Genomic DNA, 25,468 nt, shown 5'->3' on the forward strand with positions numbered 1-25,468 from the left:
GTTATCAACCCGCCTTAAAGCGGGTGCCCATCTCATCATTATAACCACTAAAAGCGTGGTGAAAAACGCCGACTGCGTATGTCAAAGCCAGCGTCATCCGATCGCTGTCCAACCCCGGATTTCCGGGAAAAAAGGAGAACATTACGGCTTCTCCAGATGGCTCCCGCTTGGCGATCGCAGCTTTCTCACCCGGGCTTCTACAGCTCGGCTTTTAACTCCATGACCGCATCGCGTAGCTCAGCGGCCCGTTCAAACTGCAAATTTTTGGCCGCTTCTTTCATCTCGGCCTCCAAGCGTTCGATCATCGACATCCGATCCTTCTTCGACATCTTGGTCTGCTTGATATCGGTCAAGTAGTCCGCCTTTTGCTCCGCTACCTTGACGGCTTCGATCACATCGCGCACTTTTTTCTGGATCGTCTGCGGCGTGATGCCGTGCTTCTCGTTGTAAGCTATCTGGATGCCGCGGCGGCGCTCGGTCTCGCGAATCGCTTTATCCATCGAATCGGTGATTTTGTCACCGTACATAATGACCCGTCCGCTCGCATTCCGAGCCGCGCGGCCTATCGTTTGGATCAGCGAGCGTTCCGCGCGCAGGAAGCCTTCCTTATCCGCATCGAGAATCGCCACCAGCGATACTTCCGGAAGATCGAGGCCTTCGCGGAGCAGGTTGATCCCGACCAGCACGTGGAAGGTGCCGAGCCGGAGCTCCCGCAAAATTTGCATCCGCTCCAGCGTCTTAATATCCGAATGCAGATAGCGAACCTTAATGCCGACCTCTTTCAAGTAATCGGTCAAATCTTCGGCCATCTTCTTCGTCAGGGTCGTGACGAGAACCCGCTCATCCTTGCGGATGCGGTCGTGAATTTCCCCGAGCATGTCATCGATCTGCCCTTTCGTCGGACGAACCTCGATAATCGGATCGAGCAAGCCGGTAGGACGAATGATCTGTTCGACCATCTCCGGACAATGCTCCATCTCGTAAGGACCCGGGGTGGCCGAAATGAACAGCGCCTGAGTTACTTTACGCTCGAACTCCTCAAACCGCAGCGGCCGGTTATCCATCGCCGACGGAAGACGGAAGCCGTGCTCTACGAGCACTTCCTTCCGCGCCCGGTCGCCGTTGTACATCGCCCGGATCTGCGGTATGGTCGCATGGGATTCGTCGATGACGATCAGCATATCGTCCGGGAAATAATCGAATAGCGTGTAAGGCGTCGCTCCCCGCTCCCGGAACGTCAGCGGTCCCGAATAGTTCTCGATGCCGGAGCAGAATCCCATCTCCTGCATCATCTCGATGTCATAACGGGTACGCTGTTCAAGCCGCTGAGCCTCCAGCAGCTTGCCGTTCTCGCGCAGCTCCGCAAGCCGTTCCTCCAGCTCGCGCTCGATGTTCACGAGCGCCCGCTTCATCGTATCCTCATGGGTTACGAAGTGAGACGCCGGGAAAATCGCGATATGATCGCGCTCGCCGAGGATTTCCCCGGTCAGCACGTCGATCTCCGTAATCCGCTCGATTTCGTCTCCGAACAGCTCGACCCTGACGGCATGTTCGCTGTTCGATGCCGGGAAAATCTCGACGACGTCGCCGCGAACGCGGAACGTCCCGCGAACGAAGTTGATGTCGTTGCGCTGATATTGGATATCGATCAGCCGGTGCAGGATCTCGTTGCGCGGCCGCTCCATTCCCGTGCGCAGCGAAAGCACGAGATTGCGGTATTCCGTAGGCGAACCCAAGCCGTATATGCAAGACACGCTGGCCACGATAATAACGTCGCGGCGCTCGAATAACGAGCTGGTCGCGGAGTGGCGAAGCTTGTCGATCTCGTCGTTGATGCTCGAATCCTTCTCAATAAACGTATCGGACGAAGGAATATACGCCTCCGGCTGATAGTAATCGTAATAACTGACGAAATATTCAACCGCGTTGTTCGGGAAAAACTCCTTCAATTCGCTGCACAGCTGCGCGGCCAGCGTCTTGTTGTGGGCTATCAGCAGCGTCGGCCGGTTCAGCGCGGCAATCACCTGCGCGGCGGTAAAGGTCTTGCCCGTACCCGTCGCTCCAAGCAGCGTCTGATGCTTCTTCCCCGCCCGTATGCCTGCCACGAGCTGCTCGATCGCCTTCGGCTGATCTCCTTGCGGAGAAAAATCCGAGACCAGCTCAAAGCGCTTGTCACTCATCCTCACTTCGTTCATTTCATCACCCGTCCATTGAAAAAGATCGCCTTCTATAAACTTTTGCCTGAATGTATCCGATAAATACTATGCGTCACTCGACGCAGGTTGACTCCGTTCGACTTTTTCCTCTATAGGAATGTTTGTTCCCATATATTATACCTTTTTTCGGCTATTGTTGCAAACTCCTAAAGCTTCCTCATATTAGTATTTTGCAGCCGCTGAAGGAACGGGACCTTACGCAAATACGTTTATCATTTATTCGAACTAGGGGTGGTACAAAGGTGGATTTGACAACGATTATAGGTCTCGTAATTGGCCTCGGAGCCTTGGTGGGCGGTTATATGTGGGATGGCGGTCATCTGTCGGCCCTCGTCGTGCCAAGCGCCATGCTGATTATTTTCGGAGGCACCATCGGGGCGATCTGCATCAGCTTTCCGATGTCCCGCCTGAAGGAAGTCGGCAAAGCGCTCAAAATGGCTTTTACAGAAAACAAAAGAGAGCCTGGAGCGATTATCGACGAGCTTGTCGACATGGCGACCGTTGCGAGAAGAGAAGGGGTTCTGGCGCTGGAGCAGCGCGCGCAAGAACATTCGAATACATTTTTGCGAGACGGTCTGATGATGGTCGTCGACGGCACCGATCCCGAACTGACGCGTCAAATCCTTGAGCTCGAAATGGATGCGCTGGAGCATCATCATGAAGGCTGGGCCAAAATATTCGAAGCGGCCGGCGGCTTCGCCCCTTCCATGGGGATCATCGGCACGGTTATGGGCCTGATTCACGTTCTGGGCAACTTATCCGATCCGGGCACGCTGGGGCCCGCTATTGCGGTTGCCTTCACGGCCACGCTGTACGGCGTCTCGTCCGCCAACGTAATTTATTTGCCTATCGCGCAAAAAATCAAGATTCGCAGCAAAGAGCAGATTTCCGATATGGAACTGATGCTGGAAGGCATCCTCGCGCTGCAGGCGGGTGAAAATCCGCAGCTCATCAAGAAGAAGCTGAACTCCTTCCTGCACCAAGACCATAAGAAAGCCGAAGGCGAAGGTGATAACGGTGGCGAGGAAAACTAAGAAGAACGCGGATCACGAAAATCACGAACGATGGCTGATCACATACGCCGACTTGATCACATTGCTGCTGATCTTTTTCGTCATCATGTACGCCATGAGCAAGATCGATAACGAGAAATATCAGGTGCTGGCCTCGGCCCTCAGCTTCGAATTCAAAAAAGCGGAAACCGTCATGCCGCAAGGACAAGGCGTTCTCGGGCAAGTAAGTACCGCTAAAGCGCGGGACGGCGAGAAAACCGAAGACGACGAGAAGGATAAGAAGGAAAAGGAAGAGCAGGAGCGCGAGAAGCAGCTCGAGGACCTGCTCGCCAAAGTTCAGATGTACATCGAGGAGCAAAATCTGCAAGCTCAAGTATCCGCAGCCGACACGCCGCGAGGGGTCGCCGTTACGCTGAAAGATTTATTCCTGTTCGACCTGGGCAAAGCCGAGCTTAAGAAGGAAGCTTACCCGGTCTTGAACCAACTCGCTACCCTGTTTCCTACGCTGAATGCCACGATCAGTATCGAGGGGCACACGGATAATTTGCCGCTTGCTACCGGTTCGCTGTACAAGGACAACTGGGGTTTGTCCAACGAACGGTCGTTGTCGGTTCTCCGCTACTTCGTCTATAACGAAGGGATGGACCCGAAGAAGTTCATCTCTACCGGCTATGCCGATACGCGCCCGGTTGCCGATAACGATACGCCCGAGAACCGCTCCAAAAACCGCCGCGTCGAAATCGTCGTGCTGCGCGATAAGGACTAAACGAAAAGCTGCCGGAGAACCTTCCGACAGCTTTTTTGCTATTCCGCTTCGGCGGCATGCCCTACATCGGCTTCGTCCCCGAAGGCTTGCTTGCAATGCCGACCAGCTTTTTCCTCATATAGGCGATAATATGCGTCTGCTTCTCTTCCGCGTAATACAGCGCATCCTGATCGGGCGCCAGCAAAATGCCGAGCTGATGATGCTCCCCTGAGAAGATGGCGCGCTTGAGGAACTTGCTCTCCCCTTCGAGATTAAGCACCTCCAGCTTGCAAAAGGCCGAGTTGACCTGCATCGCCTGATGCAGCTCCTGCTTCGTCTTTACGGGAAACCCGTTCACCTTATGCAAGATTTCGCCCGGCACGATCCCAAGCTCTTCCGCCGCGCTGCCCGGCAGTACGCCCAGTACCTTGAGCCCTCTGCCGTCATGGACGAAGATCGGGCTGCGACGCGATTCGTCATAGCGGCTGTACCACAGCAGCGCTTCATGGAGCAGAATGCACAGCAGCGACGCGACAAGCGTCAGAACCGGCCACAGATAGGCCAACAACGCCAGCAGCAGAACGGCCAGCGCGTAGACGATCAGCATGCGCGAAGTCATCCGCACCTTCTCCTGCGGGCGTCTGGACATCGTCATTTCGGCAAAGCCGATCATGACCGGAAAGCCGACGATCGCCCAGCCGCCGCTCCAGAGGTCGCCGCCGAGCAGCGGCGTCCATGGCAGAGCTATCGCGCTGCCGCCCTGCACGGGAACGAGCAGAAACAGCGCTACCGGCCAAAATCCCTGGAGATGATAGCCGCCGACAATTTTACCCCGTTTGCCTCCATAGAACATCGGCGTAGCCGTCCGAGTCCCCTGTATCCTCACCAGTACCGCCTCTACCAGATGCAGAACGGCTGCCAGCGCCAAGAGCGACGGCATGTTTAAACCGGCTACCGCCTCCGCCAGCTGCCGCGGCACGGCATCGGCCAATGCGGGGATAGCGAGAAATAACACATGCACGATACCGATCGCTCCAATGGCATACGCCCAACACAGAAAGCGCACCCGGAACAAAATGAATACCAGCGATACGATCCACAGCAGAATCACCGCATCGACCGTAAGAGTCGCTCCTACTGCCGCCATCAGCACCGAAGCCAGAATGCCTCCGATCCAGCCCCACAGGAGCGCCCGCCACGTCTCGGAAATCAGCGAATGGAGCTTGGTGTGAAACAGTTTGCGCTCGAACATAATTTGCCGGCGGTACTGCAAAACAATCAATAAGATACCTATGTAGTAAAACGGGTGAATGAGCAACTGGAACAGGGCGTGAAGCCCTTGTTTTGCCACTTCCAACAATACGGTCATCGGGCTGCTCCTTCGCATTTATAATCGTTCCTGGCAAACAAAAAAAGGCAAGAAGGCTGGTCTCCCAACCTTGTTACCTTTTCGACGCCTGAAGGCGAATCTCCTTCTATCCCCGCATTTTTCCAAACTTGGGAAGAAGCTTATTTTATAACGGATTGCACATATTGAACCGCCGCTTTCAGCTGCAAATCGTTTTTCGGGTCCTTGATTTCGTTCAATATCGCTTTCTCCAGCCTATTCGCGGTATCCGTATCGACTTCGCCGGTTACGGGGATATTCTGCTGCCGCTGGAACGCTTTGACCGCCTGCGCGGTCTTCTCGCTGAAGTAGCCGTCCGTACGGTCGGGATTCAGCCCGAGACCGGATAGCATAATCTGTAGATTCTTAATGTCGTCGCCTGTCGTATCCGGCTTTAGCGTCGCTTTCTTGGTCAGCGGAGCGACCTTGAAATAATCCGGCTGATCTACCGCGATATCCGGCGAAATTCCTTTTTTATGAATCCATGTGCCGCTTGGCGTCAGCCATTTGTACACGGTCATCTTAATATTGCTGCCGTCGCCCATCTCTTTCTCGAACGGCACCTGAACGGTACCTTTGCCGAAGGAGGTCTCGCCGACCAGCTTGCTGCCCGCCGAATCATGGAGAGCTCCCGCCAAAATTTCCGAGGCGCTCGCGCTGCCTTTGTTCATAAGCACGGCCACCGGATAGTTTTTGCCCGCTCCTTGCGACGGAGTGTCCTCCTGCTTGCCTTGACGGTCCTCGATCTTCACGATCGGCTTGCCTTTGGGCACAAACGGCTCGACAATGTCCACAACCGCCTGCAGCAGCCCGCCCGGATCGTTGCGCACGTCGATGATCAGCCCTTTCATCCCTTTAGCTTCAAGAGATGTCAGCTCCTCCTTGAACCGCTTCGCGGTATTGGTCGAAAACTGGCGAATTTCGATCTTGCCGATATTGCCTTGCAGCATTTCCGCATAGACCGTCTCCACGTCGATATCGTCCCGAACCACAATCATTTGAATCGGCTCCTGCGTTCCGGAGCGCAATATCTCCAGCTTCGCCTGCGTTCCTTTGGGGCCGCGGATTTTCATAATCGCCTGGTTCAACGTAAGCCCGTCCAGCTTTTCGCCGTTGACCGACACGATCACGTCTTTGGCGTGCAATCCCGCTTTCTCCGCAGGAGAGCCTTTGATCGGCGCGACGATGGTCACTTTGCCGTCCTCGGAAGACACCTCGGCTCCGATCCCTTGGAACGATGACGTGATGCTCTCGTCGAACTGCTTGGCCTCATTTTGGTCCATGTACACGGTAAAAGGGTCATCGAGCGTCGCAAGCATGCCGTTGATCGCTCCATTGACTACTTTATCGTGATCGACCTGGTTCAAAAACTTGTTCTCGATCAGTTGATACGTCGTCGATATTTTGCTCAGATCCTTTGAGGTCAAACTGCCGCCCGAGGGTGCGGCCCCTCCGCCCTTGCCGACCGCCGCCAGCATGGACGGGTTTACGATCGTAAGCGTCATAATGCTGCTGGCGAACATAGCCAGCAAAATAAATGCCAAAACCGTACGTCCCTTAAATGTCATTGTTCCTTCATACACCGCCTTTGTTAAAGCCTGGATGAAAACTCGTCCTTGTAGTATATGACAAGCTATTTGAAATTATTAACAGCGGTTTATTTCAAGTATGGTTTAGGATCGACGGGAGACTCGTTTATACGCACCTCAAAATGCACGTGGTTGCCCGTCGATTCGCCGGTCGAGCCGACCTCCGCAATTTTTTGTCCCCGTTTGACATGGTCGCCTTTCTCTACGACGGTGCCTCCATTGCGGATATGACCGTACAGCGTCCAGTACCCGTTGCCATGGTCGATAATGACCGTATTTCCATAGCCGCTCCACCAGGAAGCGACGATAACGTCTCCGTCTCCGGCAGCGAGTATATCGGTTCCGTTCGGAGCCGCCAGGTCAATCCCTTTATGCAGCGTTCTTACGCCCGTGAACGGATCGGACCGATAGCCGAAATCCGACGACATAGGCGCTGTCTTGGCCAGCGGGTAGCCGAACTTGCCGCCGCCGGTAGCGACTGGAGCCGAAGACGTGCCCGAGGGCGCCTTGGCGCCTCCTCCACTGCTGCCGCCGCTGTTTCCTTTGGCCGCCGCCTGGGCCGCCTTGGCTGCCGCCGCAGCCTCCTCCGCTGCCGCCGCTTTACGCTTGTCGGCCGCGAGCTGGGCGGATTTGCGCGCATACTGAAGCAGCTGCTGCTCCTGATCATCGCTGATGCTCTCCAGATCTTTCTCCTTCTGGTTCAAGCTCGCAATCTTGACTTCCTTCTCTTTCTCTTTGGCGACCAGATTCGCTTGAACGGTAGCGGACTGGCTGTACAAATCGCTGACCTGCTTCAGCTCTTGTTCAATCTGCGCCTGCTTCGTCTCTTTGGTCGCCCTGTCTCGCTGATTGGCCTCCAATATTTCTTTGTCTTGCGCCACTATCGACTTTAAGGCATTCATCCGGTCCAAAAAATCGCTGAAGCTCGTAGAGCTGAGCAGCACATCGGCATAGGAGACGACACCGTTCATATACATTAGCCGCAGCCGCGATTTGAGCAATGCGTCTCTGGATGCGATTTGCTCCTTCACTTCATCCAGCAGCTTGCCGTTTTCCTTCAAATCGTCCTTGGTCGAAGCGATCTGGTCGTTGAGTTCATTCAGCTTCAAATTCGCCGCTTCAATCTGCTTCTGCAAGCTTTTCACTTCGTCTTCCGTTTGCTGCTTTTCCGTTTGAACCTTGCCTATCTCGTTTTTCGTATCGGTGGCCTTTTGCTGGGTAGTGGACTGCTGCTTTTTCAATTGATCCAGCTGCTGCTGAATCTTTTGCGATTCGGATAAAGCGAAGGATAGCTGCGGCACGAGCAGCGTGCCCGCCATACCTGCGGTAACGACCAGTGACAGAACGGACTTCTTCAACTTTCGTTTCCTCCCCTACCGGACTATTGCAGGCTTGTCCCTGCGTTTGTTGATTTATGCCCCCTAGAAGCGCAGCTATTGATGCGCAGCCTGCGGCCACGTTTCACCGGGCTTCTATACGCGTAAAAATTTGCGCACCGACAATGTGCTCCCGAATATTCCTATCAATATCCCGATCCCCAGCAGCAAGCACGGCATCGTTACGTAAATTTGGTTAAAAGGCAGCAGCTTGATCATAAGCAGACTCAGATCAAGCTGCGTCAAGCTCATCATTTCCCAGTAAGCATACAGCAATATGCCGGTCGGAATGACCGAGCCTACGATTCCGAGCATCGCCCCTTCGATGAAGAACGGCCACCGGATAAACGAATTGGTCGCTCCGACCAGCTTCATGATCGCAATCTCGCGGCGCCGCGCCACAATCGTCAGCTTGATCGTATTGGCAATTAGAAACATCGCCGTCAAGGCGAGCCCGGCCACCAGCACCAGCCCGATATTGCGTACGATCTCCGTCACTTTGAACATCGTCTCGACGGTGCCTTGTCCGTAGCTGACCCGGTAGATCGGCTTCGACGGCTGCGTCTTGTTCAAATCGCTGATATGCTGCGCTACCGTCCCGACCTGTCTCGGCTCGACCACTTCTACCGTGAAGGAATCGTTAAGCGGATTGTTGTCTCCGTCAAAGCCTTCCAGCAGCTGCTTGCCGCTGTCCCCGAGCTTCTCGCGAAGGTACTCCAGCCCCTCATCCTTCGATACGAACGTCACTGCCGCAACCTGCGGGATGGAAGTAATTTCGCTTTGCAGCGGGGCTATCTGATCCTGCGGGGTGTTAACGTCGAGATACACCTTGATTTCAACCTGCTGCTCGATCTGCTGGGCCAAATAATTGACATTCAGCGTGAGCAGCAAAAAAATGCCCAAAATGAACAGCGATATGGCGATGGAGCTCACCGACGCGAATGTCATCCAGCCATTGCGGATCACATTTTTGCCGCCCTCCCGGAGGTGGCGGAAGCCTGTGTTAATCCTCATAGCCGTATTCACCCCTCACTTCATCGCGGGCAATTTGTCCCTTCTCAATAGCCAGAACGCGCTTGCGCATCGTATTAACGATCTCCTTGTTGTGCGTCGCCATAATGATCGTGGTGCCGCGGAAGTTAATTTCCTCCATCAGCTTCATAATGTCCCATGACGTTTCGGGGTCGAGGTTTCCCGTCGGCTCGTCGGCAATGATGACGGCGGGATTGTTCACGATCGCTCTGGCAATCGCCACCCGCTGCTGCTCGCCTCCGGATAACTGCGTAGGCAAAGACCCTGCTTTGTCCCGCAGCCGAACGAGCTCCAGCACCTCTTGAACGCGCCTTCGGATCAATTTCTTGGGAGCCTCTATGACTTCCATGGCAAAAGCGATATTTTCATAAACGGTTAGCTTCGGCAGCAGCCGGAAGTCCTGAAAAATGACGCCGATATTGCGCCTGACATAAGGGATTTTGCGCTGTTTCAGCTTTTCGAGATTAAAACCGTTGACGAAAATACTTCCCTTGCTCGGTCTCTCTTCTCTATAGATCAGCTTCATAAATGTCGATTTTCCTGCTCCCGACGGGCCAACGACATATAAGAACTCATTGCGGTCCACCTTGACATTAATGCCCCGCAAGGCTTGGCTTCCATCGGGATACGTCTTCCATACGTCATGCATTTCTATCACGGTATCACATCCTGATTGTTCACTAGCTTATATCCATTCGACATAAACGGGTAAAATCCTTTACTTGTAAAAGATTTTCAACACTTTTTCACAATTACGCCAGCATTTTTTGTTGAAAACACGAATAACCCCGCAGGCAATTTTCCGGATTGTCGGCATATACATCAAGATGTACGAGCAGAACTTGTCACACACGGAACCACGGTCAAAAGGAGACGAAACGATGACGCTTCAGCGTATATTTTGGGTGCGAATGCTGTTAGGCTTACTGCTGTTCATAAGCGCTGCTTGTGCAACGATGGTCTGGTACGGCACACAGCGGACGCTCCCCCCGGGGCTAACCGTAGACCATTGGGAGGTTGGCGGGATTACGATCGCCGAGTTTGAGCGCCAGCTGGAGGACAAAAAAAAGCTGCTTCTACAGCAGACGATCCGCATGGAAAGCAGGAATCCCGACGTTCAGGTGCAGCCTGCGGATTGGATGCTCGAACAGTTGGGACTCGAGCTTCCCCTTCAGGAAGTGAGCGATCGCCTCCAACCTTTAAAAAACGGCTCGATATTTCAAAGGGCCGTCTACCGATGGCGTATTCGAAATGCCGAATGGCCGCTTACCGCTTCCTTTGATGCATCCAAGCTTCACGCTGCTTTGATGCGCGGTTTTCCGGAGCTGTATAACAAGCAGCCTGAAGATGCCCAAAGAATTATCGGCCCGAACGATATGATCAGCTATGTGCCTGAAACAGCGGTCATGCGGATCAATGAACCGGAACTGCTGAATCAGCTGCAGCACATTCTCCCCTCTATGGGAGCTGTCGGCTGGACTGCCGCAGCGGATAGCAGGCAATTGGCAAGCTCTCCTTTAGGAGAAGGGTCTTCGCCATCGGCGGTACATGGAATGAAACCGGAGGATGCCGCACCGGCCGTAACTCCGGTGGCCAAATCCCCTTTTCTTATTGCGCTCCCTTTTATCAGGCAGGAGCCTGCACTGAATATCAGTATGCTTCAGGCCCAAGGCATCGACCGTAAGATCAGCGAATTCACAACCACTTACCCGCAAAACGGAGAAGGCCGGATTCACAATATACGCTCCACCGCCCAGTCCATTCAAGATGTGTTATTAAAGCCGGGAGAAACCTTCGACTACGCTACCTACATCGCTCAGACCGAAGCCAAATTCGGCTTCAAGGAAGCGCCGGTCATTCTGAACGGCAAGCTGGTACCCGGTATTGGCGGAGGCATCTGCCAAGTATCCTCCACGCTGTATAATGCGGTGCTGCGGGCAGGTCTGCAGATCGTCGAGCGGCGCAACCACTCGCTGCCAGTAAGCTATGTTCCGCTAGGACAGGACGCCACCTTTGCCAGCGGGCATATTAACTTTAAATTCCGCAACAATACGGAAAAATACATCCTGATCCGCACCTACACCGATGACCGGCGAATTACGGTAAAATTATTCGGCCAAACGCCTGCCGACATTACCTACGCCGTAGAATCGACTACAATCGAAAAGCTGCAGCCTTCGATTAAATATGTGTTAAACCCTACTCTCCCTAACGGAAGAAAACAAACCATCAGCAAAGGAAAAACCGGTTATGTCGTAGACACGTATCGCATCAAATTGCAAAACGGGATTGAGATGAGCAGGGAACGAGTATCCCGCGACACCTATGCCGCGCAGCCTACTATCATTGCAACGAATGACGGTGGAGCCATCGAGCCGAATACCCGCCGTCCGGAAGCGCCGCTTATCGAGGACGGAGTCAAGGGGCCTACTTTCAGATAAACAAAAAGCAGCCTCCGCTAACAAAATGAGCAGGGGCTGCCTTATTCATGTTTAAATTGTATTGCCAACGGGCTGTAGGTTCGTTTGTATACCTTAGCGTTCGATGCTTTCTTCCGAGGCCGCCTCAGAGGTCAAACCATGTCTCCATACTGCATCCTTGGCATCGAGGAAATCGTCTATTTTACTTTCATTTACTGTACTGCTCGAACCATTCGTTCGTTTTATTGAACACAGCCTCGGCGCGCGCAATCGCTTCGCTCACCTGATTGCTTGCCGTTCCGCCGTATACGTTGCGTGCGTTAACGACTTGCTCCGGCTGCAGCACCTTGTAGATGTCCTGCTCGAACAGCTTGGAAAATTGATGGAACTCATCCAGCGTCAAATCCAGCAGGAATTTGCCGTTTTGGATGCAGTACAACACCGTCTTGCCGATCACCTCATGCGCTTGACGGAACGGCAGCCCTTTGTTGACCAAGTAGTCGGCGATATCCGTAGCGTTCGAGAAATCCTGATTGACCGCCTGGCGCATACGCTCCTTGTTCACCTTCATCGTGCTGACCATCGGAGCGTACAGCTGAAGCGCGCCCTGCAGCGTGCGCACGGTATCGAACATGCCTTCCTTATCTTCCTGCATGTCCTTGTTGTAGGCAAGCGGCAGCGACTTGAGCACGGTCAACAGACCGACCAGATTGCCGTAGACGCGGCCCGTTTTACCGCGAACCAGCTCCGGCACGTCCGGATTTTTCTTCTGCGGCATAATGCTGCTGCCCGTACAGAATGCATCGTCGAGCTCAATGAAATGAAACTCGGTGCTGGACCATAGAATAAACTCCTCGCTGAGCCGCGACAAGTGCATCATGATCATCGACGCGTTGGACAGAAACTCGATAATAAAGTCGCGGTCGCTGACCGCATCGAGCGAGTTCTCGTACACGCCGTCGAACCCTAGCTGCTCGGCGACGAAGTGGCGGTCGATCGGGAACGTCGTTCCCGCCAAAGCTCCCGCTCCGAGAGGCAGCACATTGATCCGCTTGTAGCTGTCCTGCAGCCGCTCGATATCGCGCTGGAACATCGACACGTAAGCCATCAAATGATGGGCGAACAAAATCGGCTGCGCGCGCTGCAAATGCGTATAGCCCGGCACGATCGTCTCCAAATTTTGCTTCGCTTGTCCGATCAGCGCTTCCTGCAGCTTGTTCAGCAAGCCGACGAACTCGACGACCCGCTTGCGCAAATACAGGTGCATATCCGTCGCCACCTGGTCGTTGCGGCTGCGTCCGGTATGCAGCTTGCCGCCGACAGGGCCCACTTCGTCGATCAGCGCTTTCTCGATATTCATATGAATATCTTCGTCGCTCACGGAGAACTCCAGTTCGCCGCGGCGGATCATCCCCTGCACATGAAGCAGGCCGTCCTTGATTTTCTCCACATCGTCCAGCGGCAAAATCCCGCATTTGCCGAGCATCGTGACATGCGCAAGACTGCCTTGAATATCTTCTTCGGCCAGCTCTTTATCGAACAGAATGGAAGCCGTATATTCTTCCACCAGCTGATCCGTTTTTTTCGTAAATCGTCCACCCCAAAGCTTTGACACGGCGATTGCCCCTTTCTAAACCTCTCTTGGCTGTAAACGCGATGCAGGGCTTCCCTGCGGAGTCAACCGTCCGTAGAGAAGCCCGCTCCGCCGTCAGGCCGCTTCGCTTTACGCAAGCCGCCTTTCGGAACGCGTTATTTATTGGCGTTTTGCTGAACGCCGGAGGATACCTTCAAACGCAGCGCGTTCAAACGGATAAATCCGGTTGCATCGCCTTGGTTGTACGCTTGCGTCGGATCGGCTTCCATCGTAGCGATATCCGGGTTGTACAAGCTCACAGGGCTTTGTACGCCGGCGCCGATCACATTGCCTTTGTACAGCTTCAAGCGCACGGTACCGGTCACGTTTTTCTGGCTCTCGTCCACGAGCGCTTGCAGAGCCAGACGCTCCGGAGCGAACCAGAAGCCGTTGTATACGAGCGTAGCATAACGGGAGATCAGGGAATCGCGAAGATTCATAACCTCGCGGTCCATCGTCAGCGACTCCATCTTGCGATGCGCCGTGAACAGGATCGTTCCGCCCGGAGTTTCGTACACGCCGCGGCTCTTCATGCCGACGAAGCGGTTCTCCACCATGTCGACGCGGCCGATGCCGTGCTTGCCGCCGAGCTCGTTCAGACGCTCCATCACTTGCAGCGGGTTCATCAGGTCGCCGTTCAAGCCGACGCAGTTCCCTTTTTCAAAGTTCAATTCCACGTATTCCGCTTGATCCGGAGCGTCCTCAGGGTCTACGCTAAGCACGAACATATCTTTGTTCGAGGTCGCGCTCGGATCGAACCAAGGATCTTCCAGCATGCCGCTCTCGAAGCTGATGTGCAGCAGGTTGCGGTCCGTGGAATAAGGCTTAGCCGCCGAAGCGGTTACCGGAATGCCGTGCTTCTCGGCATAAGCGATCATTTCCGCACGCCCCGGGAACGTGTCGCGGAACTCATCCAGACGCCAAGGCGCAATCACGTCCAGCTCGGGAGCGAGCGCCGCTACCGTCAGCTCAAAGCGCACTTGGTCGTTTCCTTTGCCCGTAGCGCCATGTGCGATAGCTGTAGCACCTTCTTTGCGGGCGATCTCGACCATACGCTTGGCGATCAGCGGACGGGCGATACTCGTGCCCAGCAAATACTGGCCTTCGTACAAAGCTCCCGCCTGGAACATCGGGAAGATGAAGTCTTTGGCGAACTCGTCGCGCAGATCGTCGATATAGATTTTGGATGCGCCGGTAGCGAGAGCTTTCGCTTCAAGACCGTCCAGCTCTTCCTTTTGCCCGATATCGGCCGTGAACGCGATGATTTCCGCATCATACGTTTCTTTTAACCATTTCAAAATGATCGATGTATCCAAACCGCCCGAATAGGCCAGTACGATTTTTTGCTTTGCCATGTTTCCCCGGTCTCCTTTATCCAAGTCAAATTTACATAATCGCTGCCATAATGGCTTTTTGCGCGTGCAGACGGTTTTCCGCCTGATCGAAGATGATGGAATGCTCGCCGTCGATGACGCCTTCGCTTACTTCTTCGCCGCGGTGCGCCGGCAGGCAGTGCATGAACAGATAGTCTTTTTTCGCATAGCGCGCCAGCTCTTCATTGACCTGGAAGTTTTTGAACGCAATCTCGCGTTCCTTCTGCTCGGCCTCGAAGCCCATGCTAGCCCATACGTCCGTGTAGACGACATCGGCGTCGGCGATCGCTTCCTTCGGATCGTTGCCTACGTACAGCTTGGCGCCGTTCTGTCCGGCCACTTCCTTGGTCGACTCGACGATCCCCTTGTCGGGCTCGTAGCCTACCGGCGAAGCGGAAGCAAAATCGACTCCGAGCTTCGCAGCGGCCATCATCAGCGAATGCACCATATTGTTGCCGTCCCCGATGTAAGCTACCTTCAAGCCGCGCAGACGGCCCTTATGTTCCAGAATCGTCTGGTAGTCGGCCAAAGCCTGGCACGGATGAGAGCGGTCCGTCAGCCCGTTGATCACAGGCACGGTGGCGCCTCTAGCCAGGTCGATCACTTTGCGGTGCTCATAAGTACGGATCATAATGCCGTCCAAATAACGCGACATCACCTGCGCCGTATCCCAGATCGGTTCCCCGCGTCCGATTTGCAAATCGTTTTTGCTCAAAAATAGCGCATGACCGCCCAATTGGTACATTCCGACTTCGAACGATACGCGCGTACGGGTCGACGCCTTTTCAAAAATCATACCGAGCGTTTTGCCCTTCAGCGGCTGATATACTTCTCCCGCCTTTTGCTTTCTTTTCAGCTCAATGGCCAAATCGATCAAATATTGAAGCTCTTCCGTTGTGTAATCGGCGATGGCCAGAAAATCCCGACCTCTCAAATCGATAGACACAGGCTGCTTAGTTCCTGCCAATGTACTCGCTCCTTCCTCGAAATCGATGCTTATGCTTATGTTGAACCGGTTATCGTCCGGTCCGGTCTGGTTTGGTTCGCTTGGATCGCCGCGGTTGCTGCGCCCGCCTATGGTCATGCGGCGCGCCTCTCCGGCTGATTGATGCCGACTAAACGGCGGCAGCCGCTTGTTTGCTCAGCACCGTGCAGACCACGTCCAGACCGCGGTCCAAATCTTCCTTGGAGATCAAGAGGCTCGGCGCCAGGCGAATGACATTCGGGCCGGCGGATACGACGAGCACCGCTTGATCCTGGATCGCCGCAATCAGGTCGGCCACCGGCTGCGCGCATTCAATGCCGATCAGCATACCGAGTCCGCGCACTTCCTTCACCAGCGGGTTGTCCTTCAGTTTCTCCGACAGCGTGCTTACGATATAATCGCCGAGCTCGGCGGCGCGCTCAGGCAGTTTCTCCGCCAGCATCGTTTCCATCGTTGCGATCCCGGCAGCGGTAGACAAGTAGTTGCCTCCGAAGGTGGAGCCGTGGCTTCCGGCTGAGAACGCCGTGCGCAGCTTCTCCTTGCCTACCATGGCGCCGATCGGCATGCCGCTTCCAAGCCCCTTCGCCAAGGTAAAAATGTCCGGCTCCACGCCGTAATGCTCGTAAGCGAACATTTTGCCTGTGCGGCCGATACCGGTTTGAATTTCATCGATAATCAGCAGCAGTCCATGCTTCTCGCACAGCTCCGCCACTTTCTTGACGAATGCAGGCTCCGCGCGGTTTACGCCGCCTTCCCCTTGCACCATCTCCAGCATGATCGCGCAGGTTTTCGGTCCGATCGTCTTCTCGAGCGCCTCCGCGTCGTTATACGGAGCGTATACGAAGCCTTCAGGCAGCGGAGAAAAGCCTTCCTTCACTTTATCCTGCCCGGTCGCTGTCAGCGTAGCCAGCGTCCGTCCATGGAAGGACAGATGGAAGGTGATGATTTCGTACTGCTCCGGCTTGCCCAGCACTTTACTGAAATAACGGCGGGCCAGCTTGATCGCCGCTTCGTTCGCCTCGGCACCGCTGTTGCAGAAGAAAACGGCGTCGCCGCAGCTGTTATCGGTCAGCAGCTTGGCGAGCTTTTCCTGATTCGGAATATGAAACAGGTTGCTCGTATGCCACAGCTGGTCCACCTGATCCTTCAGGCGCTCCTTCACCTGCTTGGGCGCATGACCGAGGTTCGTTACGGCCAGACCGCACATCAGGTCCAAGTATTCCTTTCCGTTCTCGTCCCACAGACGGCTGCCTTCCCCCTTCACAAATGCTAGCGGGTACCGCCCGTAATTCGGAAATAACGATTGAGCTCCTTCTCCCATGCTGAATCACTCCTTTGGTTAAAATGGTTGCCCTGCGGCAATGGTTACCGGTCTATTTTACGATTCGCGTTCCGATCGCGGCGCCCTTGATCACCTTGCTCAGCACCTCGGGCTCCGAGCCGTTAACGATAATCACTTCGCGCACTTTCCCCTGGATGCACTGCACCGCCGCGCGTACTTTAGGAATCATGCCTCCGTAAATTTCCCCGCTCGCGATCATCTCATCGATTTGCTTCACGGTAACGGACGGCAGCACCTGCTTCTCGCCGTTCATAATGCCCGGAACGTCGGTAACGACGATCATCCGTTCGACGCCCAAATGCGACGCTACCGCGCCCGCCGCCGTATCCGCGTTGATGTTGTATCGCTGTCCTCCGTCCGCCCCGAGGCCGACCGGCGCAATAACGGGCATATAGCCCATTTTCACGATGCCCTGGATCAGCTCGGCGTTAACATGCGTCACATCTCCGACCAGCCCGACTTCGTTGCTATTGGCTACCGGTTCGGCCTGAATCAAATGGCCGTCCACACCGGACAGCCCCATCGCACGCGCGCCGGACAGCTGAATCTTGCGGACGATCTCCTTGTTGATCTGGCCCGACAGCACCATCTCCACGACATCCAATACCGCTTCGTTCGTCCGGCGCAAACCGTTCACGAATTCCGTCTCGATCCCGAGCTTATCCAGCGTGGACGAGATGGCGGGCCCGCCGCCGTGAACAATGACCGGAATAATCGCTTCATCCTGGAGCAGCTTCATATCTTTGAAAAATGAATCCGGCAAAGCCGCCAGCGTGCTGCCGCCGCATTTCATCACAAAACACATCGCACTCATGCTTCGTTCCCCTTACGTTTTATTCGGCCTTTCGTCAGCCGGTTTATGCGCGAGAAAGCGCGTTGTTTATGTCCGGTAAGCGGCGTTAATGCGTACATAATCATAGGTGAGGTCGCAGCCCCAAGCCGTAGCCGTTTCGCTGCCCATATGCAGGTTGACGTGAATTTGCACGAGCTCGCCCTTCAAATACTCGGCGGCGCGTTCTTCGTCGAACCGGACCGGACGGGACTGCTCCAGCACGGAGATGTCGCCCATGCGGACATCGACCGTTTCTGTGTTCACGGGCTGGCCTGCGCGGCCCACCGCCGCGATGATCCGGCCCCAGTTCGCATCGGCTCCGAAGCATGCCGATTTCACCAGGCTCGAGCCGACGACCGTCTTGGCAATCGCGCGGGCCGCCTCTTGCGACTGCGCTCCCGCTACGTTGACCTCGATCAGCTTCGTCGCGCCTTCGCCGTCGCGGGCAATCGCCTTGGCCAAGTATTCGCCTACGAAGCGGAAGCCCGCTTCGAACGCGGCCCAATCCTCGTGATCCGGCGTCAGGCTATCGTTGCCGGCCAGACCGCTCGCCATCACGACGACCATGTCGTTCGTGCTCGTATCGCCGTCAACCGTAATCATATTGAAGGTGGAGTCCGTAACTCCGCCGAGCAGCTTCTGCAGCTGAGCGCTGTCGATGTTGGCGTCCGTCGTCATGAAGCCGAGCATCGTCGCCATGTTCGGGTGAATCATCCCGGAGCCTTTGGCCGCACCGGCGATATGGACCGTCTTGCCGCCTACCGTCAGACGGACGCAGGTCATCTTCTGCACGAGGTCCGTCGTCAGGATCGCCTGGCAGAAGTCTTCGCCGCCATCGGCCTTAACCTCGGCCGGCAGCTTCTCGATGCCGCCCAATACTTTGGGCATCGGCAGCAGCTCGCCGATCACGCCCGTCGACGTGACGCCGACGTGGTGCTCCGCTACGCCGAAGGCCTTGGCTGCGGCCGCGCGCATCGAACGCGCGTCGTCCTCGCCCTGCTGGCCCGTGCACGCGTTGGCGTTGCCGCTGTTCACGAGCATCGCTTGCAGCTTGCCGTCGACGGCGATGCTGTCCTGCGTCACGCGCAGCGGCGCCGCTTGGAATGCATTCAGCGTGTAGACGCCCGCCGCGTTCGCCGGAACCTCGCAGACGATCACGCCAAGATCGAAGCGATTCGTTTTCTTCAGACCGCAGTGCAAGCCTCCCGCGCGAAACCCCTGCGGCGTCGTAATCGAGCCCTCCGGCACGACTGTAAATTGATCCTTCACCTTCATCTTCTCCTCACCCATGGCTTCTTTACGGATATACCGGCGTGAAAATCGCCAAACCGGTCGTTTCCTCCCAGCCCATCATCAAATTCAAGTTTTGGATGGCCTGACCGGCCGCCCCTTTGACCACATTGTCGATCACCGAAACGATCGTCAAGCGGCCTGTGCGCTCGTCGAGCGAGAACCCGATGTCGCAGTAGTTGGAACCCCATACTTCTTTCGTCGCCGGCCATTTGCCTTGAGCGCGAATCCTTACGAAGCGGCGGCCCTCATAGTATTGACGGTACATTTCGATCACTTCGTCCTCAGTATGCGTCCCATTCAGCTTAACATAGATCGTGGACAAAATCCCGCGCGTCATCGGAGCCAAATGCGTGGTAAACGTAACGACGACGTCTTCTCCGGCAATGCGTCCGAGCGCCTGCTCGATCTCCGGCGTATGCTGATGTTTGTTTACTTTATAAGCCAGGAAATTCTCGTTGATTTCGGAATAATGATGGGTCAGGCTAAGGCCCCGTCCCGCTCCCGATACGCCGGTCTTCGCGTCGATAATAATCGAAGACAAATCCGCCCAGCCTTTATTCACCAGCGGAATCAATCCGAGCAGCGTCGCCGTAGGGAAGCAGCCCGGATTGGAGATGAATTCCGCCCCGCGGACTTCTTCTCCGAACACCTCGGACAAGCCGTACACCGCTTTCTCAACATAAGCCGGATCGGCCGGTTTATGCTTATACCACTTCTCGTATACTTCACCGGACTTCAGACGGAAATCGCCGGAAATGTCGATGACCTTCAGCCCCGCGTCCACCAGCTTCGGCGCAAGGGCCGCCGCTACGCCGTGAGGCGTGGCGAGAAACACGACGTCCGATTTCTGTTTCATCTGCTCGACATCGATGCCGTCCAGCGTGCCGACCATAATTTCATTCAAATGGGGATAGCCGTCCGCAATCGGCGTGCCCGCGCTGGATGAAGAAATCACCTGGGAAATTTCCACATTCGGATGCGCCAGCAGCAGCCTGATCAACTCCACTCCGCCGTATCCCGTTGCACCGATAATTGCCGCTCTTAGCTTATTAGACATATCCGTTCCCTCCACATGAAAAACTATGTATTATTATACATTCGATAGTATAATAATTCAACGTATATTTTCTTTATCTATCCGGCTTGTCCGCCGCTGCGGCGCGGCTCGGGCCCTGTCTCCCGCCCCGCTTCGAAATGCGGCTCAGGCTGAATAAAAACAGGTTCGAGCCTCCGTTCCCGAGCTCTTCCGGGCCGGAGCCCGGTCTAATAGCCGCCAACCGGAAAACGACTTCCTTACTTGACATCATACGAACCAAATGGTACCTAATTCCAAGCGATATTTCAATGCCTTTCTTGCTATATCGCTCCATGAATTTTGAATCCTTCCCCGAGCACCTCGTTCGTATCGCTCAAGATGACGAAAGCGCCGGGGTCGATCGATTTGACCAGCGCCTTGAGCCGGCTCACCTCGCTCTGGCCGACAACGACCATCAGCACCGTCCGGTTCTCCCCCGTATACCCTCCGGTCGCGTTCAGCTGCGTCAATCCCCGGTCCAGCTCATGCAGAATCGCCTCGCGGATCGGCTCCGTCTGCGCCGAAATGATAAAGGCTACCTTCGAATAGCTGAGCCCGAGCTGCACGACGTTAATCGTCTTGCTGGTGACGAACAGGCCGATTAGCGCATACAGCGCTTTTTCCGGAGACAGCACGATGCCCGCCGTCAAAATGACCAGGCCGTCCAGCATCGCTACGCATAATCCGAGGCTTAGTCCCGTCAGCTTATGAATCATCTGTGCCGCCAAATCGAGCCCGCCGGTCGAGCCTTTGCCTTTAAATACGAGCCCGAGCCCGACGCCGATCAAGATGCCTCCATAAATGCTGGCCAGCAGCAAATTATCGGTCATCGCCGGAAGATTGCGGGTCAGCAGTACCAGCAGCGGGAGCAGCACCGAGCCGATGGCCGTCTTGAGCCCGAACTGTTTGCCGAGAAACCAGGTTCCCAGCAAAAATAAAGGAATATTGAGCGCCCACTGGGTGAGGGCCGGCTCGATGGCGAACAGTTCCCGAACAATAATACTGATCCCCGACACGCCGCCGGAAGCGACCTGATTCGGATTCAAAAACATATTGAAGCTGAGGGCGATAAGCAGCGACCCTGCAGCCAGAAGTATATATTCCATCGCCCGATGACCCGGCCCGAGCTTGCGGACCGCAGGAGATCTCGGCTTTTTCTTTTTGCTGCGCATGATGATTCCCTCCGTTCCAAGTGCAGTGCATTCTCGCCAATGCTTCCGTAACCGCACAAAAAAATCCTACCCGTCGCTACCGCCCATCCACGTATGCGGCAGGCTGCGGTCAGCTTATCGCCTCCCGTCGGCCGCTTTGGTGATGACTTGGTATGATGTGTAGGATTTGCTTGATGGTTGGTATTTATCAGAACGAGGCCGGAATTTACTCCGCCGCGTCCGATTTGATCTGCAGTCTCAGGTATGCGTCGATGAACATATCCAAGTCGCCGTCCATGACCGCGCCGACGTTGCCCGTCTCGGCCGATGTCCGGTGATCCTTGACCATGCTGTAAGGATGGAATACATATGAGCGGATCTGGCTGCCCCAAGCGATATCGGATACTTCGCCGCGGATTTCGGCCAACTGCTTCATCTGTTCCTCGATCTTCTTCTCATATAACTTCGATCGGAGCATCTTCATCGCCCGCTCGCGGTTTTTGATCTGGGAGCGCTCCGTCTGACAACTTACGACGACTCCCGTAGGAATATGGGTGATCCGCACCGCGGAGTCCGTCGTGTTAATATGCTGGCCGCCCGCGCCGCTGGAACGGTACGTGTCGACCTTCAAATCCTCCGTCCGGATTTCCACTTCGACATCGTCGTCGATCTCCGGCATCACATCGCAGGAAACAAAGGATGTATGCCGTCTTCCCGAGGCATCGAACGGGGAGATCCGTACGAGCCGGTGAACGCCCTTCTCCGCCTTCAAATAGCCGTAAGCATTGTACCCCTTAATCAGCAGCGTAACGCTCTTCACGCCCGCTTCATCGCCCGGCAGGTAGTCGAGCACCTCGACTTTGAAGTCGCGCTTCTCGGCCCAGCGGCGGTACATGCGAAGCAGCATCTCCGCCCAATCCTGGGATTCGGTGCCGCCCGCTCCCGGGTGAAGCTCCAGAATCGCGTTCAGCTTGTCGTAAGGCTGGCTGAGCAGCAGCTGCAGCTCGAAGCTCTCCAGCTTGGCAACCAGCGCCGAAATCCCCTGCTTGATGTCGGCCGCCATGCTGTCGTCCTCGTCCTCCTGCATCAGCTCGACCATCACTTCCAAATCTTCGTACTCGGAGGAGAGCGCCTGGAACTCATCGACGCTGCCTTTGATCGCGTTCATCTCTCCGATCAATTTCTGAGCCTGCTCATTATCGTCCCAAAAATCGGGAGCCGCCATTTTCTCCTCATAGTTGGCGATTTGCTCGAGCTTCAGATCTAAGTCAAAGAGACCCCCTAAGCTCAGCCAATCTCTTGGCCGTTTCTCGTAAATCCTGTTTCACTTCTGGATCTAACATCACCGATAACACGCTCCTCATTTTCCCGCTGCAAGATTAGTTCATTGTTCAAAAAAAGGGGGCCGGATCATCCGGCGTCCCTTTCCCTGTTCATGCTTTTATTCCAATGCCGTTCTTATTGAACGCCATGACATTGCTTATACTTCTTGCCGCTGCCGCATGGGCACAAGTCGTTGCGTCCGACCCGGTCTTCATCGTTCACGACCGGCTTCTTAGGCGCAGGCTCGCTGTCCGTAATGACGGCATCCGCTTCGATCACCGGCTGACGCTCGAGATTCGTTTCTACGTGGGCTTTCATAATGTACGTAGCCACTTCCTCCTGGATGCTCTGAATCATCTCCTGGAACATCTCAAAGCCTTCAAACTGGTATTCGCGCAAAGGGTCCGTCCCGCCGTAGGCACGCAAGTGAATCCCTTGGCGCAGCTGATCCATCGCATCGATATGGTCCATCCACTTGGAGTCTACCGCACGCAGCACGACAACCTTCTCGAACTCGCGCATGAATTCTTCGCCGATCGTTTTCTCGCGCTCTTCATAAATGCGCTGTACGGCATCCTTGATGTATTGGGCGATCTCTTCTTTCTCCTTGCCCCACAGCTCTTCCGCCGTAATCTGTCCCTCATGCAGGAAGGTGGAGTTCGCATAGTCGACGATCGCCTGCAAATCCCATTCTTCCGGAACCAGATCGGCCGGGCAGTGTGCTTCGACGATCCGTTCGACGACAGGCATAATCATGCCGAGCGTAATGTCGCGGATATTATCGGACTCCAGCACCTCGCGGCGCTGCTTGTAAATAATTTCACGCTGCTGGTTCATAACGTCGTCATATTGAAGGACGACCTTCCGCACGTCGAAGTTATTGCCTTCTACCCGCTTCTGGGCGGATTCGACGGCACGGGTGATCAGCTTGCTCTCGATCGGCTGATCCTCCTCGAAACCGAGGCGGTCCATCATGCCCATGATGTTCTCCGCACCGAAACGGCGCATCAGCTCATCTTCCATCGACAGGTAGAACTGGGAAGAACCCGGGTCGCCCTGACGTCCCGCACGGCCGCGCAGCTGGTTGTCGATCCGGCGGCTTTCATGCCGCTCCGTACCTATAATATGCAGTCCGCCGATCTCTGCAACCCCTTCGCCGAGCATAATGTCGGTACCGCGTCCCGCCATGTTGGTGGCAATCGTAACGGAACCCGCCTGACCGGCACGGGAGACGATCTCCGCTTCCTCCGCATGGTATTTCGCATTCAGAACCTTATGCTGAACGCCTCTCTTCTTCAGCATTTCGGAGAGCCGCTCCGAGTTCTCGATCGATACGGTACCGACCAGCACCGGCTGCTTCTCCTGATGGCGCTTGACGATCTCTTCCACAACCGCACGGAATTTGCTGTTCACCGATTTGTACACGACATCCGGCAAGTCCTGGCGAATCATCGGGCGGTTCGTCGGTACGACGATAACTTCCAGTCCGTAAATTTTCTTGAATTCTTCTTCCTCGGTTTTGGCCGTACCGGTCATCCCCGACAGCTTGCGGTACATCCGGAAATAGTTCTGGAACGTAATGGTCGCCAGCGTCATCGACTCGTTCTGCACCTCAAGACGCTCTTTGGCCTCGATCGCCTGGTGCAGCCCTTCGCTATAGCGGCGGCCCGTCATCAAACGGCCGGTAAATTCGTCGACGATAATGATTTCATTATCCTGAACGACATAATCCACGTCGCGTTTCATAATGACATGGGCTTTCAATGCCTGGGTCACATGATGGTTTAACGTTACATTCGCATGGTCGAACAAGTTTTCGATGCCGAAGGTTTGTTCCGCCTTCGCAACCCCATCTTCCGTCAAGGCGACGGAACGCATTTTCACATCGACCGTATAATCTTCCTCTTCCTTCAATCTGCTGACGAAGCGGTCGGCCATATAATACAGGTCGGTCGACTTGGCGGCTTGTCCGGAAATGATCAGCGGCGTTCTGGCCTCATCCACCAGGATCGAGTCCACCTCGTCAATGACGGCGAAATACAGCGGCCGCTGTACCATCTGCTCTTTGTAGACGACCATGTTGTCGCGCAAATAGTCGAAGCCGAACTCATTGTTCGTTCCGTAGGTAACGTCGCACGCGTAAGCATGCTGCTTCTGTCCATGCTCCAGAGAATTCAGGTTCACGCCGACGGTCATGCCGAGAAATTCGTAGATCCTGCCCATCTCCGCACTGTCCCGCTGAGCCAAATAATCATTGACCGTGACTACATGCACGCCTTTGCCGAGCAGCGCGTTCAGATAGACCGGCAAGGTGCCGACCAGGGTTTTCCCTTCCCCGGTTCTCATCTCCGCGATACGGCCTTCGTGAAGCACCATGCCCCCGATCAGCTGTACATCATAATGACGTTTGCCGAGCACCCGCTTGGATGCCTCACGCACGACGGCGAACGCCTCTGGAAGCAGATCGTCCAGATCTTCTCCGTTTTCCAAACGTTGACGGAATTCGACCGTCTTGTTCTTCAATTCCTCATCGGACAAGACCTCGATAGACGGTTCCAGCTGATTAATCGCATCGACCGTTTTCCACAGCCGTTTCACTTCACGCTCGTTTGAATCGCCAAATATTTTCTTAACGAGTCCTAACATGGGCCCATCTCCCTTTTTTAAGAACGGTTTGCCTTAA

At 55.1% G+C, this 25,468-nt stretch carries 20 protein-coding genes; 3 read left to right on the plus strand and 17 right to left on the minus strand.

Annotation, left to right across the window (positions count from 1 at the left end):
- Nucleotides 1-197 precede the first annotated feature (197 nt).
- Nucleotides 198-2,195 (minus strand): excinuclease ABC subunit UvrB, encoded by a 1,998-nt coding sequence (uvrB, locus tag SK3146_RS18025; RefSeq protein WP_249860137.1) that lies wholly within the window; start codon nucleotides 2,193-2,195, stop codon nucleotides 198-200.
- 263 nt (nucleotides 2,196-2,458) lie between these two features.
- Here uvrB and SK3146_RS18030 point away from each other — a divergent pair, with 263 nt between their 5' ends.
- The gene (locus tag SK3146_RS18030; RefSeq protein ID WP_249860138.1) at nucleotides 2,459-3,250 is read left to right on the plus strand and encodes a flagellar motor protein; all 792 of its coding nucleotides are present in this window, start codon (nucleotides 2,459-2,461) and stop codon (nucleotides 3,248-3,250) included.
- A complete protein-coding gene (locus SK3146_RS18035; protein ID WP_249860139.1) occupies nucleotides 3,234-3,995 on the plus strand; it encodes a flagellar motor protein MotB in 762 nt (253 codons plus the stop codon). The genes SK3146_RS18030 and SK3146_RS18035 overlap by 17 nt, the downstream gene beginning before the upstream one ends.
- A 61-nt stretch (nucleotides 3,996-4,056) precedes the next feature.
- On the opposite strand, the gene SK3146_RS18040 is transcribed toward SK3146_RS18035, so the two are convergent.
- From SK3146_RS18040 to ftsE, 5 genes are all read right to left on the minus strand, one after another.
- The gene (locus SK3146_RS18040; protein ID WP_249860140.1) at nucleotides 4,057-5,343 is read right to left on the minus strand and encodes a PDZ domain-containing protein; all 1,287 of its coding nucleotides are present in this window, start codon (nucleotides 5,341-5,343) and stop codon (nucleotides 4,057-4,059) included.
- A 140-nt stretch (nucleotides 5,344-5,483) separates the two neighbouring features.
- Nucleotides 5,484-6,929: a S41 family peptidase gene (locus tag SK3146_RS18045; protein ID WP_249860141.1), complete on the minus strand. Its 1,446-nt coding sequence runs from the start codon at nucleotides 6,927-6,929 to the stop codon at nucleotides 5,484-5,486.
- A gap of 89 nt (nucleotides 6,930-7,018) precedes the next feature.
- Nucleotides 7,019-8,308 (minus strand): murein hydrolase activator EnvC family protein, encoded by a 1,290-nt coding sequence (locus SK3146_RS18050; protein ID WP_249860142.1) that lies wholly within the window; start codon nucleotides 8,306-8,308, stop codon nucleotides 7,019-7,021.
- 114 nt (nucleotides 8,309-8,422) lie between these two features.
- On the minus strand, nucleotides 8,423-9,340 hold the full coding sequence (gene ftsX, locus SK3146_RS18055; RefSeq protein WP_249860143.1) for a permease-like cell division protein FtsX: 918 nt from the start codon (nucleotides 9,338-9,340) through the stop codon (nucleotides 8,423-8,425).
- Entirely contained in the window at nucleotides 9,330-10,016 is a 687-nt protein-coding gene (ftsE, locus tag SK3146_RS18060; protein ID WP_249860144.1) for a cell division ATP-binding protein FtsE, read from the minus strand. The genes ftsX and ftsE overlap by 11 nt, the downstream gene beginning before the upstream one ends.
- A gap of 223 nt (nucleotides 10,017-10,239) precedes the next feature.
- Between ftsE and SK3146_RS18065 the strand changes: the two genes are divergently transcribed.
- A complete protein-coding gene (locus SK3146_RS18065) occupies nucleotides 10,240-11,799 on the plus strand; it encodes a VanW family protein (RefSeq protein ID WP_249860145.1) in 1,560 nt (519 codons plus the stop codon).
- 187 nt (nucleotides 11,800-11,986) lie between these two features.
- Here the strand turns inward: SK3146_RS18065 and argH are convergent, their stop codons facing one another.
- From argH to secA, 11 genes are all read right to left on the minus strand, one after another.
- Nucleotides 11,987-13,393 carry an argininosuccinate lyase gene (argH, locus tag SK3146_RS18070; protein WP_249860146.1) on the minus strand — a complete coding sequence of 469 codons (1,407 nt, stop codon included), beginning with the start codon at nucleotides 13,391-13,393 and terminating at the stop codon, nucleotides 11,987-11,989.
- Between the two features lie 134 nt (nucleotides 13,394-13,527).
- Complete coding sequence (locus tag SK3146_RS18075) at nucleotides 13,528-14,766, minus strand: argininosuccinate synthase (protein ID WP_249860147.1); 1,239 nt, start codon at nucleotides 14,764-14,766, stop codon at nucleotides 13,528-13,530.
- 31 nt (nucleotides 14,767-14,797) lie between these two features.
- Nucleotides 14,798-15,751 (minus strand): ornithine carbamoyltransferase, encoded by a 954-nt coding sequence (gene argF, locus SK3146_RS18080; RefSeq protein WP_249866348.1) that lies wholly within the window; start codon nucleotides 15,749-15,751, stop codon nucleotides 14,798-14,800.
- A 148-nt stretch (nucleotides 15,752-15,899) separates the two neighbouring features.
- On the minus strand, nucleotides 15,900-17,090 hold the full coding sequence (locus SK3146_RS18085) for an acetylornithine transaminase (RefSeq protein WP_249860148.1): 1,191 nt from the start codon (nucleotides 17,088-17,090) through the stop codon (nucleotides 15,900-15,902).
- Between the two features lie 52 nt (nucleotides 17,091-17,142).
- A complete protein-coding gene (gene argB, locus SK3146_RS18090) occupies nucleotides 17,143-17,925 on the minus strand; it encodes an acetylglutamate kinase (RefSeq protein ID WP_249860149.1) in 783 nt (260 codons plus the stop codon).
- A 66-nt stretch (nucleotides 17,926-17,991) separates the two neighbouring features.
- Entirely contained in the window at nucleotides 17,992-19,218 is a 1,227-nt protein-coding gene (argJ, locus tag SK3146_RS18095; protein WP_249860150.1) for a bifunctional glutamate N-acetyltransferase/amino-acid acetyltransferase ArgJ, read from the minus strand.
- A 22-nt stretch (nucleotides 19,219-19,240) separates the two neighbouring features.
- Entirely contained in the window at nucleotides 19,241-20,293 is a 1,053-nt protein-coding gene (argC, locus tag SK3146_RS18100; RefSeq protein WP_249860151.1) for an N-acetyl-gamma-glutamyl-phosphate reductase, read from the minus strand.
- Between the two features lie 73 nt (nucleotides 20,294-20,366).
- Nucleotides 20,367-20,552, minus strand: coding sequence for a hypothetical protein (locus tag SK3146_RS18105; protein WP_249860152.1), 186 nt, complete (start codon nucleotides 20,550-20,552; stop codon nucleotides 20,367-20,369).
- 40 nt (nucleotides 20,553-20,592) lie between these two features.
- Nucleotides 20,593-21,483, minus strand: coding sequence for a YitT family protein (locus SK3146_RS18110; RefSeq protein WP_434006798.1), 891 nt, complete (start codon nucleotides 21,481-21,483; stop codon nucleotides 20,593-20,595).
- Nucleotides 21,484-21,688: 205 nt separating this feature from the next.
- A protein-coding gene (prfB, locus tag SK3146_RS18115) for a peptide chain release factor 2 (protein WP_249866350.1) occupies nucleotides 21,689-22,805 on the minus strand; the annotation gives its coding sequence in 2 pieces (ribosomal slippage) (nucleotides 21,689-22,732 and nucleotides 22,734-22,805; 1,116 coding nt in all).
- 115 nt (nucleotides 22,806-22,920) lie between these two features.
- On the minus strand, nucleotides 22,921-25,431 hold the full coding sequence (secA, locus tag SK3146_RS18120; protein ID WP_249860153.1) for a preprotein translocase subunit SecA: 2,511 nt from the start codon (nucleotides 25,429-25,431) through the stop codon (nucleotides 22,921-22,923).
- Between the last annotated feature and the right edge of the window lie 37 nt (nucleotides 25,432-25,468).

This window comes from Paenibacillus konkukensis (genome assembly GCF_023523925.1).
GTDB classification, from domain to species: domain Bacteria; phylum Bacillota; class Bacilli; order Paenibacillales; family NBRC-103111; genus Paenibacillus_S; species Paenibacillus_S doosanensis.